Below are 17,249 nucleotides of genomic sequence, written 5' to 3'. Positions count from 1 at the left end.
GCATCCCGAGCATCCTGAACGTCATGCCGGTAACGGATGACTGCCCCAGTGGCTGGCCTCGTGCATATGCACTTCCAAAAAATCGACGAACACACGCACCTTGGCCGACAGATTGAGCCGTTCCGGATACACCGCGTAGACGTCGGCCGGGGGCAGGTGCCAATCGGGCAGTAGCCGTGTGAGTTGGCCCGCATCGATAAACGACTGTACGTCCCATGCGGAGCGCATCAGCACACCGTGTCCGTCGAGCGCCCATTTCAGCGTGGCTTCTCCATCGTTGCTGCTCATCGCGCCGTGCACTTTCACGTGCTGCTGGCGTTTGCCTTTGTTGAAATGCCACGTGCCGTAGGCCGTATCGTTTTCGCGTAAGACGATGCAGAGATGCTGGCGCAGATCCTCCGGCGTGCGCGGCAACGTGCGGCCCGCGAGGTAGCCAGGCGACGCGCAGACGAAACGCTCGTTATGCGCGAGCCGCTTGGCGACGAGACGCGAGTCGGGCAATTCCCCCAGACGAATCCCCACATCGAAGGCCGATTCGGCGAGGTTCATGGGCCGGTCGGTCAACTCCAACTGCACTTCGACGTCGGGGTAGCGCTGCCGAAACGCCGAGAGCGCAGGCACGATGTGCCGCCGCCCGAAGCCAAACGTCGCGTTCACTTTGAGCAAGCCTTGCGGCACGTCGCGGCTGCTCGACACCATGCGCTCCAATTCCTGCACCTCTTCGAGCAGCGATGAGCCCGCACGCAGATATCGCTCGCCTTCCTCCGTCATCGTGATGCGGCGCGTGGTGCGGTTGAGCAATCGCACGCCGAGCCGTTTTTCCAGCGAGGCAAGGCGTGCACTCACGGCGGGCGGCGTCACGCCGAGATCGCGCGCTAGCGACGACAGGCTGCCGTGCCGCACCAGCCGCACGAAGAATTCCAGATCGGCGATCGCGTTCATTATTAAATTGAATTTAAGAATGGTTTAGATAAGTCTGCATTATGCATCGAACATCGTGAAATTAAACTGGCGGGACTGAATCGACGGGCGTGGCCCGTGACAGGAGACACCCGCAAGGAGGGCCCCATGGGGCAAACGATGTATCGCAAGATCGTGGACGCTCACACGGTCTTCCCGATCGATGCGCAGCACGTGGCGTTGTATGCCGACCTGCACATCATGAACGAGTACACCAGCCCGCAAGCCTTTGCCGGGCTGGCTGAGAAGCAACTTCCGGTGCGCTGCCCCGAGAAGCAGATGGGCGTGGTCGATCACGTGATTCCGACGCATCCGGTGGCGATTTCGCGCCGCACGATTGCGATTGAGGCGGCGTCGCATCAGGCGGCCAATTTCACCCGCAATTGCGAAAAGCACGGCATTCACCTGTTCGACGTACAAGACCGCGAGCAGGGCATCGAGCACGTGGTCGCCCCCGAGATCGGGTTGATTCGCCCGGGCATGGTCGTGCTGTGCGGCGATAGCCACACGACGACGTATGGCGCTCTGGGCGCGCTGGGGTTCGGTATCGGCACGTCGGAAGTCGAGCACGTGCTGGCAACGCAGACGCTCGTCTATCGCGTGGCGCAGGACATGCGAATTCGTGTCGATGGCACCTTGCCGGGCGGCACGACAGCGAAAGATCTCGTGCTGCACATCATTGCGCGCATCGGCGCGCAGGGCGCGCGCGGCTACGTGGTGGAGTACAGCGGCGAGGCCATCGGTGCGCTGAGCGCCGAGGCCCGTATGACGTTGTGCAACATGACCGTCGAAGCCGGTGCGCGCGGTGCGCTCATTGCGCCGGACGACACCACGGTGGACTACGTCGCCCCGCGCATTCGCGGCATGGATGCCGAAGCGCTGGCAGCGGCTGTCGACGCGTGGCGGGCTTTGCGTTCTGACGACGATGCATCGTTCGATATCGAGCATGTTTTCGATGCCACGCACGTGGCGCCGTTCGTGACGTGGGGCACCAGCCCGGATCAGGCGGTGGCAATCGGCGAGCGAATTCCGGAATTGTCAGCAGATGCACAGGCGGACGCTAGCGCTACAAAAGCGCTCGCCTACATGGGGCTGACGGCCGGTCAGGCGATCGATGGGGTGGCGATCGATCATGTCTTCATCGGGTCGTGCACCAATGCGCGGATCGAAGACTTGCGCGAAGTCGCGTCGGTGGTGCGCGGGCGCAAGGTGGCCTCGACGGTGCGCGCGATGGTCGTGCCGGGCTCCGGGCGAGTGCGCGATCAGGCGGAAGCCGAGGGCATTGCGCAGGTGCTGCTCGACGCTGGCTTCGAGTGGCGGCAGCCGGGTTGCTCGATGTGTCTGGCCATGAACGACGACGTGCTCGCGCCCGGGCAGCGTTGTGCGTCGACGACCAATCGCAACTTCGAAGGCCGTCAGGGGCGCGGCGCTCGCACCCATCTGATGAGCCCCGCCATGGCGGCCGCCGCAGCGCTGGCTGGCCGCATCGTCGACGTACGCAAGGAGTTTGGCTATGGCCAGTCATGACCTGTTGAGCGGCGTTGCGGCGCCGTTGCCCATCGATAACCTCGACACCGACCAGATCATGCCGAAGCAGTTTCTGCTGGGCATCGATAAGGCAGGGCTCGCGCGCGGCGTGCTGTACGACCTGCGAATGACGCCGCAAGGCGAGTCGCGCCCGGAATTCGTTCTGAATCAGCCCGAGTATCGCAGCGCCCGAGTGCTGGTCGCCGGAGCCAACTTCGGTTGCGGATCGAGCCGCGAACACGCGGTGTGGGGGCTGATGCAAGCGGGCATCGACGCCGTTATCGCCCCCAGCTTCGGCGAGATTTTCTACTTCAATGCACAGAACAACCGGCTGTTGCTGGTGACGTTACCAGCAGCCGACGTGGCGCGCCTCAACGAGATTGTGAGCGACCCGCGCCACAGTTTGCTCACCATCGACGTGCAGCAGCAATGCGTGATCACGGCGACGGGCGAGCGCTTCGGCTTCGAGATGCCCGCGCGGCAAAAGCGCATGTTTGTCGAAGGTCTGGACATGATCGGTATGACGCTCGCGGAGCGTGCCGTGATCGATGCCTTCGAGGCGCGGCACGCGGCGCAGCATCCGTGGATGTCGATCGATTTGCCCGCGCAACAGCGTCTGGGCTCATCGGAATAAGCGTGGAATAAGCGCAACACGTACTAAAACCCCGTCCGCTCAGAAGTCGGCAAAGTCCGGCAGGGCGGCGGCATAACACGTCGAACACATCGATTCGACGCATCCCTTCAAAGGAGACACCCCATGGAGATGCCCTCCGCGCAACTCGGCGCGAACCGTAACGAACACGACAAGCGCACTGGTCGTTTGTCTGTGCTGATGCAGTTTTCGATTGGCGGCCTGCCGTTGCCGATGTTCGCGGCAATTGCCGTGGTGGTAGTGCTCGCCGCCATGACGAATCGCTTGCCGAACGACATGATCGGCGGCTTTGCCGTCCTGATGCTGGCAGGTGCCGCGCTGGGCGAGCTCGGTCGGCGTATTCCGGTGCTGCGCGTGATTGGCGGCTCGGCCATTCTTTGCCTGTTCGTGCCGTCGGCATTGCTCGGCTACAAGCTCATGGATGACGCCTCGCTCAAGGCGATCACCACGACGATGAAGACGGCGAATCTTCAGTACCTCTACATCGCGTGTCTGGTGGCGGGCAGTATTCTCGGGATGAATCGCCGCGTGCTGATTCAAGGCTTTCTGAAGATGTTCGTGCCGTTGTTCATCGGCACGATTACGGCGGTGGCCGCGGGCATGCTCGTCGGGTTGTGCTTCGGTTATGACCCCAAGCACACGTTTTTCTATATCGTCGTGCCCATTCTCGGCGGCGGTATCGGCGAGGGCGTGCTGCCGTTGTCCATCGGGTATTCGGAGATTCTGGGCGAGTCGCAGGCGCATTTGGTCGCCACGCTCGTCCCGGCGGCGCTGATCGGCAACGTGGTGGCGATTCTCGCCAGTGGCTTGCTCAACCGGTTTGGCGAGCGTTACCCGAAGCACAGCGGCGACGGCATGCTGGTGCGCACGGGCGACGATCTGGAGCTGCTCAAGCTGCAAAAGGAAGACCCGCCGCTCGATCTGCGTCTGATGGGCGCGGGCTTGCTGCTGGGCTGCACGCTGTACATTCTCGGCTCGCTGCTGGCCCCGGTGACGGGCATTCCAGGGCCGGTGCTGATGATCGTGGCGGCAGCGGTGCTCAAGGTCTGCAAGGCAATTCCGGCATCGATGGAAAGCGGTGCGTACCAAATGTACAAGTTCATGTCGACGAACCTGACGTTCGCGATTCTGGTCGGGCTGGGCACGTTGTTCGTCTCGTGGGACAAGCTGGTCGCGGCATTCACGCCGGCGTACTTCGTGATCGTGACGGTGACCGTGCTCGCCATGATCGCTTCGGGCTTCTTCGTCGGCCTGTGGCTCAAGATGTATCCGGTGGAAGCGGCCATCATCACGGCCTGCCACAGCGGGCTGGGCGGTACGGGGGACGTGGCCATTCTGTCGTCGTCGAACCGCATGGGACTGATGCCGTTCGCGCAGATCTCCACGCGTATCGGCGGCGCGGCGATGATCGTGGTGGCGACGATTCTGATGAAGTTTCTGCACTGACGTGCATAGGGCAGGGCGGGGCTTTGTGGGGGCGCAGGCGGCATAAGATGCATTGCCAGGCCATGTTAAACTGGCCCGCAACTCCGCCTCCCACTGTCCCCCCTGTCGCATGCGACTGACCGACTACACCGATTACAGTTTGCGCACACTCATCTACGTCGCGGTGCATCCCGACGAGCTGGTGCACGTGCAGGCCGTGGCGGACGCCTTCGACATTCCCAAGAACCACCTCGTCAAGATCGTGCAAAAGCTCGGGCAACTGGGCTTTTTGCACACGGTGCGCGGCCGGGCGGGCGGTATTCGGCTGGGGCGGGCACCTGAGCGTATCGGCCTTGGCGAAGTCGTACGGGCGATGGAGCCCGACTTTGCCATGGTGGAGTGCTTCCATCAGGGCGATAACGCGTGCGTGATTACGTCGGCATGCAACCTGCGCGGCGTGCTCGGCGAGGCGCTGCGAGCCTACTTTGCAGTGCTCGACCGCTACACGCTGGCCGATATGGTCAACAAGCCTGCGGCCCTGCGGCGCCTGCTTGGCGATGCCGCTGCTGTCGCCGTTTCGGCCGCGATCCCCGTGCGGGATATCAAGGTCAAACGCGCCGACTAAGCTAATTGGCCACTTCTCCGTTCTGCACTTTTTCGTGACGTAATGCCGCGGGTTTCGCACGCCATTCGGGACTAATTTGCGCCCTGTTTGGGGGCGCCATCGACGGCGTCTATCGACGTCATAGCGAGCGCCAATGCCTATCGCATGAATTAGACGATTGGTCGCATCTTGCAGACGAGCAGCCGCGAAATTCCCTCTCGATTTCCCTAATCTTGAGTCGTGCCCAGTCACACCGCGTCAGGAGGTCTCTCCTAGGTACGACTGGAAAAAACATGGCTTAAGTTGCCAATCGATAGGAGTCTCATCATGAACACCCGCCTCTTTGCTGCTGCTCTGGTTGCTACCGCATCACTGGTTTCCGCTTCGGCCTTTGCTGAAGGCCCGCAAACCGCCTACAACGGCGATTCCGTCATGGTCGCCCAAGCCTCACCCGAAGGCCTGACGCGCGCTCAAGTCCGCGATGAATTGCGCCAAGCCCGTGCTTCGGGCCAACTCGACCAATCGCTGCAAACTTACCCGTCGCTGCTGCAACAACGCAATTCCGCAGGCCTGTCGCGTGCGCAAGTTCGCTCGCAGATCGGCAACGCCGCTACGGTGGGCGATAACCGGGCGTGAGATGTCTGGCTTGCCCGGTAACGCCATCGCGTGCCGAGCAAGCCTTTGCCAAATCCTCCATAATCAGCGCACTGGGTCTTCTTCATGAGTGCGCCATGGATCGGCTCTCCACCCTGATTTCAAATTTCGGCGTGCGCGCCGGTGTGTTTCACAGCGGCGGCCTCTGCGGCGTTGCCAGCTACGGCATCGATTCGCACGACGGCGGGCACATGCATCTGCTGCGAACGGGCGAAGTTGCCCTGTTATTGGAAGACGGCACGCGGCAAGACATCGTCGAACCGTCGCTGATCTTCTTCCCGCGCCGCAATCACCACCAACTCCTCTCCGGCGAAGGCGATCGCACCGAACTCGTGTGCGGCTCTCTTTCGTTCGATGGCGGGCACAACAACCCGCTAGTGGCGGCGCTGCCCGAATATCTCGTGCTGCCCACGCAGTCGCTGTCCACGCTCGACCTCACGCTCAACTGGCTGTTCGCCGAAGCGTTCGGCTCGCAGTGCGGACGGCTCGCCGTGATGGATCGGCTCTTCGAACTGCTCGTGATTCAACTGCTCCGGCACGTGCTGGAGAAACGCATCGTCAACCGCGGCATGCTCGCCGGTCTGGCAGATCCGCGACTCGCGCGCGCACTTCACGTGATTCATCACCAACCGGGCGACGCCTGGACGGTGGAATCGCTCGCGAACACGGCCAACATGTCGCGCGCCAATTTCGCCGCACAGTTCCGGGAAGTGATCGGGCAGTCGCCCGCAGACTATCTGCTGGACTGGCGGATCGGACTCGCGCAGAAACGCCTTCGCGACGGGCAACCGATTGCGCGTGTGGCGGACGAAGTCGGGTATGACAGCGCATCGGCACTGGCCCGCGCCTTCCGGCGTAAGACGGGCGCAAGCCCACGTGACTGGCTCCGCGCACAATTGCATGCCGTCACTATGCTGCCGCCGCCGCGCGTAACGCTGGTGCCGCCGCTGCCTGCGCAGGCGGCCTGAGCAGGCTGCATGAGGGGGCTGCATGAGTCCCCAAGCCAAAGGCCATTCGCGCTCGCGAATGGCCTTTTCGTTATTCCCTGCTTAGAACACGTGGCTGACGCCCAGACGCACGATCGTCTGATTGTTGGTGGCCGACGACATGCCGTTGGCCGCATCGCCCACCGACGCCGTCGCATCGATCACGTTGCCAAACGCATCGAGCGTCGCGCCCGACGCCTTCTGATAGCCCACCAGCGCATACAACTCGGTGCGCTTGGACAAGTTGTAGAACGCCGCCAAATTGAACTGGTGATACTTCGCCCCTGACGTGTTCGCGGCGGGCGCATTCACGTTCGTAAAGCTGTAGCCGCCGCCCAGTCGGAAAGCATTGGTGAAGCGGTACATGGCGAGCACACCGACGGTGTCGAATTTGGCCGTGCGCGTGAAGCGCGAATACGTCCCGGGCGAATACTCGGTGTGGCTGTAGTTCGCGCCCAGCGTCGTGTTGTTGCCAATCTGATAGGTCATGGCAGTTGCGATGATGTCGCGCGACTTCGCGCTCGCATACCCCGCATTGATCGACGAGCCGAAGGCCGATTCCGACGAGCCCGCCCAGCTACCGATGGTGGTGTCGGTGGCGCTCGCTTTGTCGTTGTTGGCGTGCGAATACGCAACGCCCCACGTGAGCGGGCCACCTGCATATTGCCCCGCCAGACCCCACGTGTTCTGACGTCCCATCGTGCCCGGCTGGCCGCCAAACCCATACATTGCGCCGAACGTGAAGCCAGCCCACGTCGGCGAGCGGTACTTCACGCTGTTGTTCACACGCGAGCTGTGGTCGAGGTTGTCGACGTCGCCCGGGTGCGCAGCCACGCCGGAGAGGAGCGCCGTGCCGCCTACCGAGCCGACCAAATCGATCAACGGGTCGTACTGACGGCCAATGGTGAGCGTGCCGAACTTCTTATCCTGCAACCCCACATAGGCATGGCGGCCGAACTCGGCACCGTTTTGGCTTGCCGTGCCGTTGCCAATGTTGAAGCCGTTCTCGAGACGGAACAGTGCCTTCAGGCCGCCCCCAAGGTCTTCCGTGCCTTGCATGCCCCAGCGGCTGCCTTGCCACGTACCGCTTTGGAATGCCGTGTTCGATGCCCCGGTGATCACCGCAGGGCGGCCCGCAGCGCCGACTCGGCTGACGCTGGCGACATTGCTGGCATAGCCGATGCCGCCGTCGACGATGCCGTAGAGCGTGATGTTCGATTGCGCATGGGCGAGCGATGCTGCGCCGCAGCCGATAACCAGCGCAACCGCGCGGGCGAGGGGGGAACGAGAGTAAGCCTTCATGGGTGCGTGTGTCCTAGCGTGGCGGTATTGGCACGACGCGTCGCACGGGTATCGTTTCCCGAGTCGGTATGCCGTGAATGAAATTAGGATTCCTAAAAATATGACGCGGAGATGTCCATTGCGGGATATCTCGGTGTCGGCAGGGCGGTTCCTGTCCTCTTTGGCGGTGTGCGGTTACTTCGCCGTAGCCACCGGCTGCGGTTGTTGCGGTTTCGCGAGCGCCGCGCGCAGACGCGACGGCGAATCGGTCATCACTGCGTCGAAGCCAAGCTGCGAGGCGGCTTCATAGTCCTGCGGCGTTTCCACGCCGAACGCGACGAGATGCACGTTGCCTTGCGATTTGAAGCACTGCACGGCGGCTGGTGTCCACCAGTTAGCGACGACCTTCGAGACCCCTTCGCCGAGAGTGAAGCGCTCGATGACTTCCACTTGACGGTGAAACTCGATGCCCGCCCACGTGCCCGGTGCCGGTGGCATGACGCATTGCCCGCCGAGCGCGGCCGCCACCAGACGGTTGCGCGTGGCATCGCGCGACTCGAACAGTTGCGCTTGCGGACGGCGTGCGCGCATGCGGTCGGTCGCTTCGGCCTCGGTCGAGTACAGGCGCACGCGCGGCCAGGCGTTGGTGTCGTCGAGCACCTGGATGACGGCTTCGACGAGCGGGGCGGCCGGTGTCTGCTTCATATCGAGCAATACCGGTACGTTGGCGGGGACGGCGGCCAGCGCTTCACGCAAGGTCGGAATCGGCAGCGGATGGTCGCGATACGGGTAGACCGTTTGTCCGTTGGCGTCTTTGCGCGAGAAGCTGTAGCCGGCGTTGAGCTTGCGGACGTCGGCGTAATCCATGTCGGCGAGCTTGCCGCGGCCATCGGTGAGCGCCGAGAGATCGGCCGGGCGGTACATCACCGGCACGCCGTCGCGCGTGACTTGCACGGTCATCCACAGCGCCTGTGCGCCGTTCTGCAATGCGTTGGTGAAGGCTTGCACCGTGTTCTCGGGCGTGTCGCCTGTACCGCCTCGGTGCGCGACGATCAGCGGTGCAGCCTGGGCTGCGGACGGCAACAACGTGCCGCCAGCGCAGGCGAGGGCGATCAGGGCGGCAGCCGCAAGGCGCGAGGTGGGCGAGGCGAGGAGCATGGGGGCGGTCTCGATAAAGAGAGTGAGCGAATGATGGGGCGAGCGGCGAAGGGTCAGACGATCTGAATTTCGGGCGATGTCAGCACGCGATCGCGCAGTGGCGCGGGCAGCGGGGCGTCGGTAATGACCAGGTCTTGCTCGTCGAGTTGTCCGCCGCGCACGTTGGGCTTGCGCGTGAACTTGTACGCGTCGGCCACGAGAATGCGATAGCGGCTCGCTTCGCGCAGCGCGTCGCGCGACGCCGCTTCTTGGCGGTCGTAATCGAGCAAGGCGCCATCGTCGTCGATGCCGCCGACGCTATACACGCCCACATCGGCGCGATATCCGCGAAACAGCCGATCGGCTTCGTCGCCCAGAATTTCCGGATTCGGCGAGCGCAGTTCGCCACCGGGGACGATCACGCGATGCTCGGGGTTCGCGGCCAGCACCAACGCGGCGCGCAGATTGTTCGTGATGACGGTTAGCCGCTTGTGGTGAACGAGTGCCACGGCGACCTGTTCAGGCGTGGTGCCGATGCCCAAGAGGACGGTGGCGCCGTCAGCGATGCGTTCGGCCGCTGCGAGTCCGATGCGGATCTTTCCTTCGAGATTGCGCACGCGTCGCACTTCGTAAGGCTGGTTCGGGCCTGGCGTGAGCAGTCGAGCCCCGCCGTGGTAGCGGCGCAGCACATTGGCGTCGCACAACGTATTCACGTCGCGGCGAATGGTTTGCGTGGCAACGCCGAAGTGTTCGGCGAGTGCATCGACACTCATTTCGCCACGTTGGCGAAAGAGCGACACGATGCGGGTCTGGCGGTCGGAAAGGTCCATCGGGCTGGCGTGGCTGGCGCATTCGTTCTGGAATGGGCGCCAGCTTGACAGCCGTGCATGACATTCAAATGACGGGTTGAAATGTTCAAATGAACATTATTGGCCTGAGGGAACGGTTCATTAGCGCGCTGCCGTCAGCCGTATGGGGGCGTTGGCTTCGAACTTGGCGCGACGGGTGGAGAAGAAGGTGCGCACGTTGCGAATGTTCGATGAGCCTTTGAAGAGGCGTCGCGCGAGCTCGTCGTATTCAGGCATATCGACGACTTCAGCAATGACGACGAAGTCGGGGCCAGGCGAGACGCGGTAGCACTGCGTCACCGCCGGTTCGGCGCAGATGAAGGTCTCGAAGGCTTCGAAGTCTTCGGCGGTTTGCCGATCCAGACTCACTTCGACCACGGCCGTGAGCGTGGGGCCAAGCTTGGCGCGATCCAACACCGCGATCTCGCGCGCGATGATGCCGCTCTCCTTCATGGCGCGCACACGCCGCAGGCACGTCGGTGCCGAAGCATGCACCCGGGCGGCCAGCGCGATGTTGGTGACCGACGAATCTTCTTGCAGCACGCGCAAGATCCGCAGATCCAGATCGTCCAGAAATACACCGGGCATAGGGGCTCCGAAAAACTGTGCTTGTGAAATTAAATTTCATTCAATCAGTGATGCGACATTTTATTTCAGATAAATTGGAAATTTGAAGGTTAATTTCGTATCGTCGGCTCTACCATCGCTTCACTGATGCTCTTGAACAACATTTTCGGAGAAGCGACATGTGTGGAATCATCGGCGCCGTTGCGCAGCGGGACATCGTGCCGAACCTGATCGACGGCCTGAAGCGTTTGGAATATCGGGGCTACGACTCGTGTGGCGTCGCGCTCTACAGCGATGCGCAGTTGGTGCGGGCGCGCAGTGTCGAGCGTGTGGCGAACTTGCAGGCCGAAGTGGCGCGTCAGGCACTGAGCGGCTACACCGGCATTGCCCACACCCGTTGGGCAACGCACGGCAAGCCGGTGACCGAGAATGCGCATCCGCACTTTTCGCCGCGAGATGACGGCGCACGCATTGCGCTTTCGCATAACGGCATCATCGAGAACCACGAAGCGCTGCATGCCATGCTTGAAGCGCAGGGATACGTGTTCACGAGCCAGACGGACAGTGAGGTGATCGCACACCTGATCGATCACCTCTACAACGGCGATCTCTTCGATGCGGTGAGGGAGGCGGTGGCGCGCTTGCAAGGCAGCTATGCGATTGCCGTGATGTGCCGCGACGAGCCGCATCGTATCGTCGGCGCGCGCGACGGCATGCCGCTGATCGTGGGCGTGGGCGAAGGGGAGAACTTCCTCGCCTCCGATGCGATTGCCCTCGCGAACGTGACCGATCAAATCGTGTATCTCGAAGACGGCGACGTGGTGGATGTGCAGTTGCACCGCTACTGGATTGTGGATGCCGCCGGACAGCGCGCCGAGCGCGCGGTGAATACAGTGGCGGCGCATAGCGGTGCGGCCGATCTTGGTCCGTATCGCTATTACATGCAGAAGGAGATTTTCGAGCAGCCGCGTGCGGTGGCCGACACGTTGCAAGACGTGACGGCGATCATGCCGGAGCTGTTTGGGGACAACGCCTGGCGGGTGTTCAACAAAGTCGACTCGGTGTTGTTGCTCGCTTGCGGTGGCAGCTTTCATGCGGCGCTTACCGCGAAGTATTGGATCGAGAGTCTTGCCCAAATTCCTGTGAGCGTGGAAATTGCCAGCGAGTACCGCTATCGCGAAAGCGTGCCGAATCCGAACACGCTCGTCGTCGCTGTGTCGCAAAGCGGGGAGACGGCGGACGTGTTGGGCGCCGTGCATGTCGCGAAGCGTTTGGGCATGCTGCATACGCTGGCGATTTGCAATGTGGCGACGAGTGCGTTGGCGCGCGAGTGTGAGCTGACGTTCTTTACTCGTGCAGGCGTGGAGATTGGCGTGGCGTCGACGAAGGCGTTCACGACGCAGTTGGTGGCGTTGTTCCTGCTGGCGCTGACGTTGGCGCAAACGCGGCAGCGTTTGTCAGACGAGGATGAGCAGCAACATTTGCGCGCGCTTCGTCATTTGCCGGATGCGATGAGCAAAGTGTTGGCACTGGAGCCACAGATCATCGCGTGGGCGGAAGAGCTCACGCGCCGACAGGACATTCTCTTTCTCGGGCGCGGCATGCATTACCCGGTGGCGATGGAGGGAGCGCTGAAGATGAAGGAGATTTCGTACATCCACGCGGAAGCCTATGCCGCCGGGGAGTTGAAGCATGGGCCATTGGCGCTGGTGAGCGATCAGATGCCGGTGGTGGCAGTGGCGCCGAACGATCGGCTGCTGGAGAAACTCAAGTCGAACATGCACGAGGTGGCTGCGCGTAATGGCAAGCTGTACGTGTTCTCGGATATGGACTGCGGCATCACACCGGGACCGGGGCTCGCGGTGATTCGCCTGACCGAGCACTACGGCATGCTCTCGCCGATTCTCCACACGATTCCGATGCAGTTGCTCTCGTTTCACGCGGCCGTCGCTCGGGGGACTGATGTGGATAAGCCGAGGAATTTGGCGAAGTCGGTGACGGTGGAGTGATGTAAGTCCGGTGTGCTATCAAGCGTGACAACGTCTATTAGTTTTACTTAAAGGCCGCCCAAAAAATTTTCCTTAAGGCTTCCGGACTGCCCGCAAACCAAAGCATGGCGGGGCTTAAGGGAACCTAATAGAATTTTTTTGGTGAAGCGCCCTGGAGGTGCCTCGGCGTGGGGAAGTCGTTCCCCCCCTCGCGTCGATGGTGGCACTTCGGAGGCTCAAGCAGTCCGCGACGCAATCCGAGCGCCGCTATCTGTCGCACCTACGGTGCACGGAGCCTGTTGGATGCTGTCAAGGAAGCGTCGACTGACGCGCGGCGTTACTCCACTGCCCTTGAATGGGGCTCGAGTGAATCACGACTCCCTCATTGCCGCCCAGAATGACGCCGTATCCAGGGCTCGCGTCCACCGGGACGAGCTACGGTTCCTGCATGCGCAGAGCTAAGCCAATGTTCGGCGAAGTCATGACCGTAGATGCCGGTAGTGTGGGCCATATCGTTGTCTCACACCTACCGGCCGTGGAGCTTCTCCTCGCGAGGTTTGTAAACTGATTAACGGTGACTCACAATTCCTGGTGATGTATGTGGCATGTACGTAAAGATTTTCCCCGAAATTTTTGTCTATCGGGTAATTAAAAAATCATGGGTGCAATATATAATTCGTAATCCGTTGTTAATAAGAAAGTACTTTTCGAAAGAAAGTTAATTAAAAAATTTTCGATTTCGGGGGGCTGTGCTTGGAACACGAATACTCCGTCCTTGGTGGGCTTAACCGTGCCGTCATTGGCCGATATCTCAGCATCATGTCAGCGGTCGTCGCTTCTGGCATTGGTGTTGTAGTTCTGTGGCTGGTGGACTTGGCCAAGCGCCTTGGAATCGCTGACAACGTGCCAGGTTTGGTGATGTGGCCCCTCACGGCCGGTCTTATCTACGCCGTGCTCTATTGGGTGTTCGACAAGTACGTCTGGAAAATCGGAGTCATCGCAAAGCTTGTGAAAGTGCCCAATTTATCTGGCAAGTGGCACTGCGATGGCCAAACCATCAATCCGGATAAAGCTCCTGGATACAAGTGGGAGGCCGAGGTCACGATTATTCAGAGCTGGGACAAGCTTCGAGTGCGTCTCAAGACTGCCCAATCAGCGTCCAACAGCATCGCAGCTGCCTTGGTGTACGACCAGGCTGATGGGCTCAGGCTTCTTTACAACTATAAGAACGAGCCCAAACTCGGCGAAGCGGAGCTTGTAGCGCATCGCGGGGCGGCCGAGTTGACTTTTGGCCCCGACCTAAAAACTGCGGATGGCGAGTACTTCAACGGGCACGGTCGGTTCACATTTGGAACTATGAAACTCACGCGGAAGAACTAGAAATGGCACGCGATATTCATAAGCGTCTGAAATCCCTGGATGCACGCCGGCGGGGTAGTGACCGAAGTGGAGTGACTTTCGACTCCGCCGGAGAGATTCTGGCGGGCGTTCCCACTATTGAGTCGTACCAGACACGCAGCGCAACAAAGGAGTTCACCAAGTATGCTCTTGGTGCGATGCAGGCTGTCGGTCCTGAGTACACCCGCGTGGGTATTGCGGAAGCAACCAGGGTCGGTGAGCAGCTTCTTTCGGGACTCGGGAAGCTCGGCATTAGCGTGAATCTTCGGCTGCAAGGCTCGGTCCCGTGCGATATCCAGATTCGCGGTGCAAGCGATGTCGATTTGCTGGTGCTCGAAGTCCGCTACCTTCACTACGACACCAACGGACAGAAGGCCCTGCAAGGAGAATACAGCCCAGTCTCATACGACACGCTGGCGTCGCTTTGCAACCTTCGGGACAAATCAGAAAAAATTCTGACCGACGCTTACCCGGTCGCGAAGGTTGATACGTCTGGAGCTAAAGCGATTCACCTGTCGGGTGGTTCGCTTCGCCGCGAGGTGGACGTCGTCCCATCCAACTGGTTCGATACCATTGATTACCAACGGACTGGCCGGGAAGCCGACCGTGGTGTTCAGATTCTGGACAAGCACGCCCGCGAGCGCATCAAGAATATGCCCTTCCGGCACATTGAACGTATCACTGACCGAGATGGGCTGTGTGGCGGGGGGCTGAAGAAGGCTATTCGTCTGTGCAAGAACCTTACGGCTGATGCAAAAGAAGAAGGGACGAATATCGGGCTGTCGAGCTTCGACATTTCTTCGATGCTGTGGCATGCGGACCTCCCAGCGCTCACCGTGGGGGTTGCTTCCGAGTTGGCTATTTTGGCCGAGGCAACACGCTTTGCGGACAATCTCGCGCGCAACCACGCTGAAGCGAGGCAACTGTACGTTCCCGACGGTTCGCGACCTGTTTTTGACGCGCATGAAAAATTGGAAGCCCTCACTTTGCTTTCACTTGAGTTGGACGACCTATCTGAAAAGGTCACTCGTGAGCAGTTTCCAAACCTGGGGCAAATTCCATTTCAGCAAATCAATGCGGAACTGCGCAAAGCCTACGTTCCTGGCTAGAGTACCTGCGAAATTAGTGCGCGCGAACTGCGGATAACTACTTGATTTTGGGGGATGACGTGCTTATGGACGAAGAGGAATGCCGGGCGAATATCGTCGATGGTATTCGCCATCTCTGCACAAAGAAGAACGGGGACGCTTACCGGGCGAAAAGCCTCAGCGTTAAACCAACGGTAGCTTCCAAACAGAGTATCTAACCCGTCCGGCACGCCCTATGACGTGAGCATTGTCCTGGAAAAGGCTTACTTCCTTGGTCTTGAGCTCAAAGTGACTCTCCCGAAACCGAGCGGCGAGTTCGAATTCACAACATGGGGCAAAGACCAAGAGCAACAGCTGCACGAGTACATCGCGCTGACCGAAAGTGAGCAACTAAAATTGAGTTCAAGATCGAGGCAGTCAAACCGGTATCTGTCAGACATACCCAGCTAGTTGGTATTGTTAATCCAAATTTGGATGAAGTTTATTAAACGACACAATTCGCTTCTGGGATGAGTGCCCTGAGTATCGCCTGACGTGATGATGCGAGAGGCTATTGCTCAATGAGATGACCAAGTTGACCACTCGCAAAAGGAAGCCATGTCGAAGATTAGCATCGAGCGTATAACGAAAATCGTGCGTCTCATCCGCCGGCACGGTGCTGTGTCGATGGCTACGTTCATAGCTGAACTGGAGGTTTCGCATGCTTCTGTAAAGCGTGACCTCGAGTTTCTTCGCGACCGGCTCGGATGCCCGGTCGAATGGGACCGCAGCCGACGCGGCTGGGTCGTCCGTGACGAGTTGGCGGATGGCGGCCGGTTCGAGCTTCCTGGGGTCTGGTTCAACGAATCAGAGATTTTTGCACTGCTGACGATGCTTCATCTGGTGGAGGGTGTGCAGCCCGGACTGTTGGAAGAGCACGTCAGCCCGTTGAAATCCCGTCTCCGCAGCCTGCTCGCCGAAGGCACCAACTCGTCCAAGTCGATAGAGCGCAGGCTTAAGCTCATCCATTTTGCGCCCAGGAAAGTTGAGTCCAAGCACTTCCAGCTCATAGCGGGAGCTCTGCTGGGCAGCAAACGCTTGCATCTGCGGTATCTGAACCGTGACCGCAAAGAGTATACGGAGCGCACCATTTCTCCCCAACAATTGGTGCACTACCGCGAAAACTGGATGTTGGACGCGTGGTGCCACACTCGCAATGCCCTCAGGTCCTTTGCGCTGGAGGCCGTTGACGATGTCCGCGTTGTAGACGAGGCCGCCCTGGAAGTCAGTCACGACGAGATGCAGGAGCACTTCCGCAGTGGCTACGGCATTTTTGCCGGCCAGGCGGCCCACCGCGCTCGCTTGAAGTTCACCCGAGAACGAGCTCAATGGGTCAGCAAGGAGACCTGGCACCACGACCAGTCTAGCGAGCATCTCGAGGACGGCAGCTACATTTTGGAGATTCCATACTCCAACGACCAAGAGCTGTTGATGGACCTTCTGCGCCACAGCCCAGAGGTCGAGATTCTTGAACCACCAGAGCTGCGTCAACGCCTTCATGCAGCGCTGTGCGCCGCTGCAACAAAAAATCTTCCTGCGGCCGTTCAGTAGGTCGTTATTTGATCCAGTGCTCTCGCAATAATGAAGCCATGCTCGACATTTTTCCGAGCTAGGAGAGTGCAAGATGAAAGTGAATTTCGCCCATATTCGGGAGCGTGCACAGAACGGCGGCTGGATTAACTTTGCCGTCTTCGACGCCCGCTCGTCCTCAGGCACCCGGGACGACAACTCCCGGTTGCTGACCCAGCTGACGGCCAAAGCACTGAATGCGAACCTTCGTATCGACCAAGCAGCCCTCGCCTTCATGTCCGGTGGGCGACTGCAGTTCTTCGGAAGCCCGTCCCTGGTGGATTTCCTTTCTCGCAGTGGGCTCCCTGCCTGGACCCACACCCTCAACGCGTAACCACGCAGGAGACTGAAATGGCCAAAAACGTCCCTGCTGGTGACAACGCCCCTCGCGGCGCTGTACGTGACCGATTGCGGATGTTCACCCCCACCAACCAGATCTGGACCAAGCGCGATACTGACAACGGCCGCTTCATGGACCAAAAGTAGGACGGCGAGCCCGCCAAGGGCGTTCGCAAGGAGCACAAGT

General features: G+C 60.5%; 17 protein-coding genes. 12 read left to right on the top strand and 5 right to left on the bottom strand.

Translation table 11 applies throughout. The features are described from left to right. Positions 1-21 precede the first annotated feature (21 nt). Complete coding sequence (locus tag PPN31114_RS08535) at positions 22-942, bottom strand: LysR family transcriptional regulator (RefSeq protein ID WP_150678956.1); 921 nt, start codon at positions 940-942, stop codon at positions 22-24. 126 nt (positions 943-1,068) lie between these two features. Between PPN31114_RS08535 and leuC the strand changes: the two genes are divergently transcribed. From leuC to PPN31114_RS08505, 6 genes are all read left to right on the top strand, one after another. Beyond that, the gene (leuC, locus tag PPN31114_RS08530) at positions 1,069-2,487 is read left to right on the top strand and encodes a 3-isopropylmalate dehydratase large subunit (RefSeq protein ID WP_150678955.1); all 1,419 of its coding nucleotides are present in this window, start codon (positions 1,069-1,071) and stop codon (positions 2,485-2,487) included. Continuing rightward, positions 2,474-3,121, top strand: a complete 648-nt coding sequence (gene leuD, locus PPN31114_RS08525; protein ID WP_150678954.1) for a 3-isopropylmalate dehydratase small subunit — start codon at positions 2,474-2,476, stop codon at positions 3,119-3,121. Before leuC ends, leuD begins: the two co-directional genes overlap by 14 nt. 123 nt (positions 3,122-3,244) lie before the next feature. Beyond that, a complete protein-coding gene (locus tag PPN31114_RS08520; RefSeq protein WP_150678953.1) occupies positions 3,245-4,585 on the top strand; it encodes a 2-hydroxycarboxylate transporter family protein in 1,341 nt (446 codons plus the stop codon). Positions 4,586-4,694: 109 nt separating this feature from the next. Beyond that, positions 4,695-5,189 (top strand): Rrf2 family transcriptional regulator, encoded by a 495-nt coding sequence (locus tag PPN31114_RS08515; protein ID WP_150678952.1) that lies wholly within the window; start codon positions 4,695-4,697, stop codon positions 5,187-5,189. A 306-nt stretch (positions 5,190-5,495) separates the two neighbouring features. Then, entirely contained in the window at positions 5,496-5,804 is a 309-nt protein-coding gene (locus tag PPN31114_RS08510) for a DUF4148 domain-containing protein (RefSeq protein WP_150678951.1), read from the top strand. A gap of 95 nt (positions 5,805-5,899) precedes the next feature. Beyond that, entirely contained in the window at positions 5,900-6,790 is an 891-nt protein-coding gene (locus PPN31114_RS08505; protein ID WP_150678950.1) for an AraC family transcriptional regulator, read from the top strand. A gap of 81 nt (positions 6,791-6,871) precedes the next feature. Here the strand turns inward: PPN31114_RS08505 and PPN31114_RS08500 are convergent, their stop codons facing one another. From PPN31114_RS08500 to PPN31114_RS08485, 4 genes are all read right to left on the bottom strand, one after another. Then, positions 6,872-8,110 (bottom strand): porin, encoded by a 1,239-nt coding sequence (locus PPN31114_RS08500; RefSeq protein ID WP_150678949.1) that lies wholly within the window; start codon positions 8,108-8,110, stop codon positions 6,872-6,874. Between the two features lie 174 nt (positions 8,111-8,284). Beyond that, the gene (locus tag PPN31114_RS08495; RefSeq protein WP_150678948.1) at positions 8,285-9,247 is read right to left on the bottom strand and encodes a glycerophosphodiester phosphodiesterase family protein; all 963 of its coding nucleotides are present in this window, start codon (positions 9,245-9,247) and stop codon (positions 8,285-8,287) included. Between the two features lie 53 nt (positions 9,248-9,300). Next, positions 9,301-10,056 carry a DeoR/GlpR family DNA-binding transcription regulator gene (locus PPN31114_RS08490; protein ID WP_150678947.1) on the bottom strand — a complete coding sequence of 252 codons (756 nt, stop codon included), beginning with the start codon at positions 10,054-10,056 and terminating at the stop codon, positions 9,301-9,303. 120 nt (positions 10,057-10,176) lie between these two features. After that, entirely contained in the window at positions 10,177-10,662 is a 486-nt protein-coding gene (locus tag PPN31114_RS08485) for an Lrp/AsnC family transcriptional regulator (protein WP_150678946.1), read from the bottom strand. Positions 10,663-10,820: 158 nt separating this feature from the next. Between PPN31114_RS08485 and glmS the strand changes: the two genes are divergently transcribed. From glmS to PPN31114_RS26530, 6 genes are all read left to right on the top strand, one after another. Next, positions 10,821-12,650, top strand: a complete 1,830-nt coding sequence (gene glmS / locus PPN31114_RS08480; RefSeq protein ID WP_150678945.1) for a glutamine--fructose-6-phosphate transaminase (isomerizing) — start codon at positions 10,821-10,823, stop codon at positions 12,648-12,650. Positions 12,651-13,382: 732 nt separating this feature from the next. Further along, positions 13,383-14,009: a Cap15 family cyclic dinucleotide receptor domain-containing protein gene (locus PPN31114_RS08475; protein ID WP_217426922.1), complete on the top strand. Its 627-nt coding sequence runs from the start codon at positions 13,383-13,385 to the stop codon at positions 14,007-14,009. A gap of 2 nt (positions 14,010-14,011) precedes the next feature. Continuing rightward, entirely contained in the window at positions 14,012-15,136 is a 1,125-nt protein-coding gene (locus tag PPN31114_RS08470) for a nucleotidyltransferase-like protein (protein ID WP_150678943.1), read from the top strand. A 576-nt stretch (positions 15,137-15,712) separates the two neighbouring features. Next, positions 15,713-16,705: a helix-turn-helix transcriptional regulator gene (locus PPN31114_RS08465; protein ID WP_150678942.1), complete on the top strand. Its 993-nt coding sequence runs from the start codon at positions 15,713-15,715 to the stop codon at positions 16,703-16,705. Positions 16,706-16,778: 73 nt separating this feature from the next. After that, positions 16,779-17,057, top strand: a complete 279-nt coding sequence (locus PPN31114_RS08460; protein ID WP_150678941.1) for a hypothetical protein — start codon at positions 16,779-16,781, stop codon at positions 17,055-17,057. 17 nt (positions 17,058-17,074) lie between these two features. Then, complete coding sequence (locus PPN31114_RS26530; RefSeq protein WP_281350958.1) at positions 17,075-17,209, top strand: hypothetical protein; 135 nt, start codon at positions 17,075-17,077, stop codon at positions 17,207-17,209. Positions 17,210-17,249 lie beyond the last annotated feature (40 nt).

Origin of the sequence: Pandoraea pneumonica (assembly GCF_902459645.1) — a bacterium.
GTDB lineage: Bacteria > Pseudomonadota > Gammaproteobacteria > Burkholderiales > Burkholderiaceae > Pandoraea > Pandoraea pneumonica.
The sequence above is the reverse complement of the archived record's forward strand: the minus strand, read 5'-3'. Positions and strand labels throughout refer to the sequence as shown.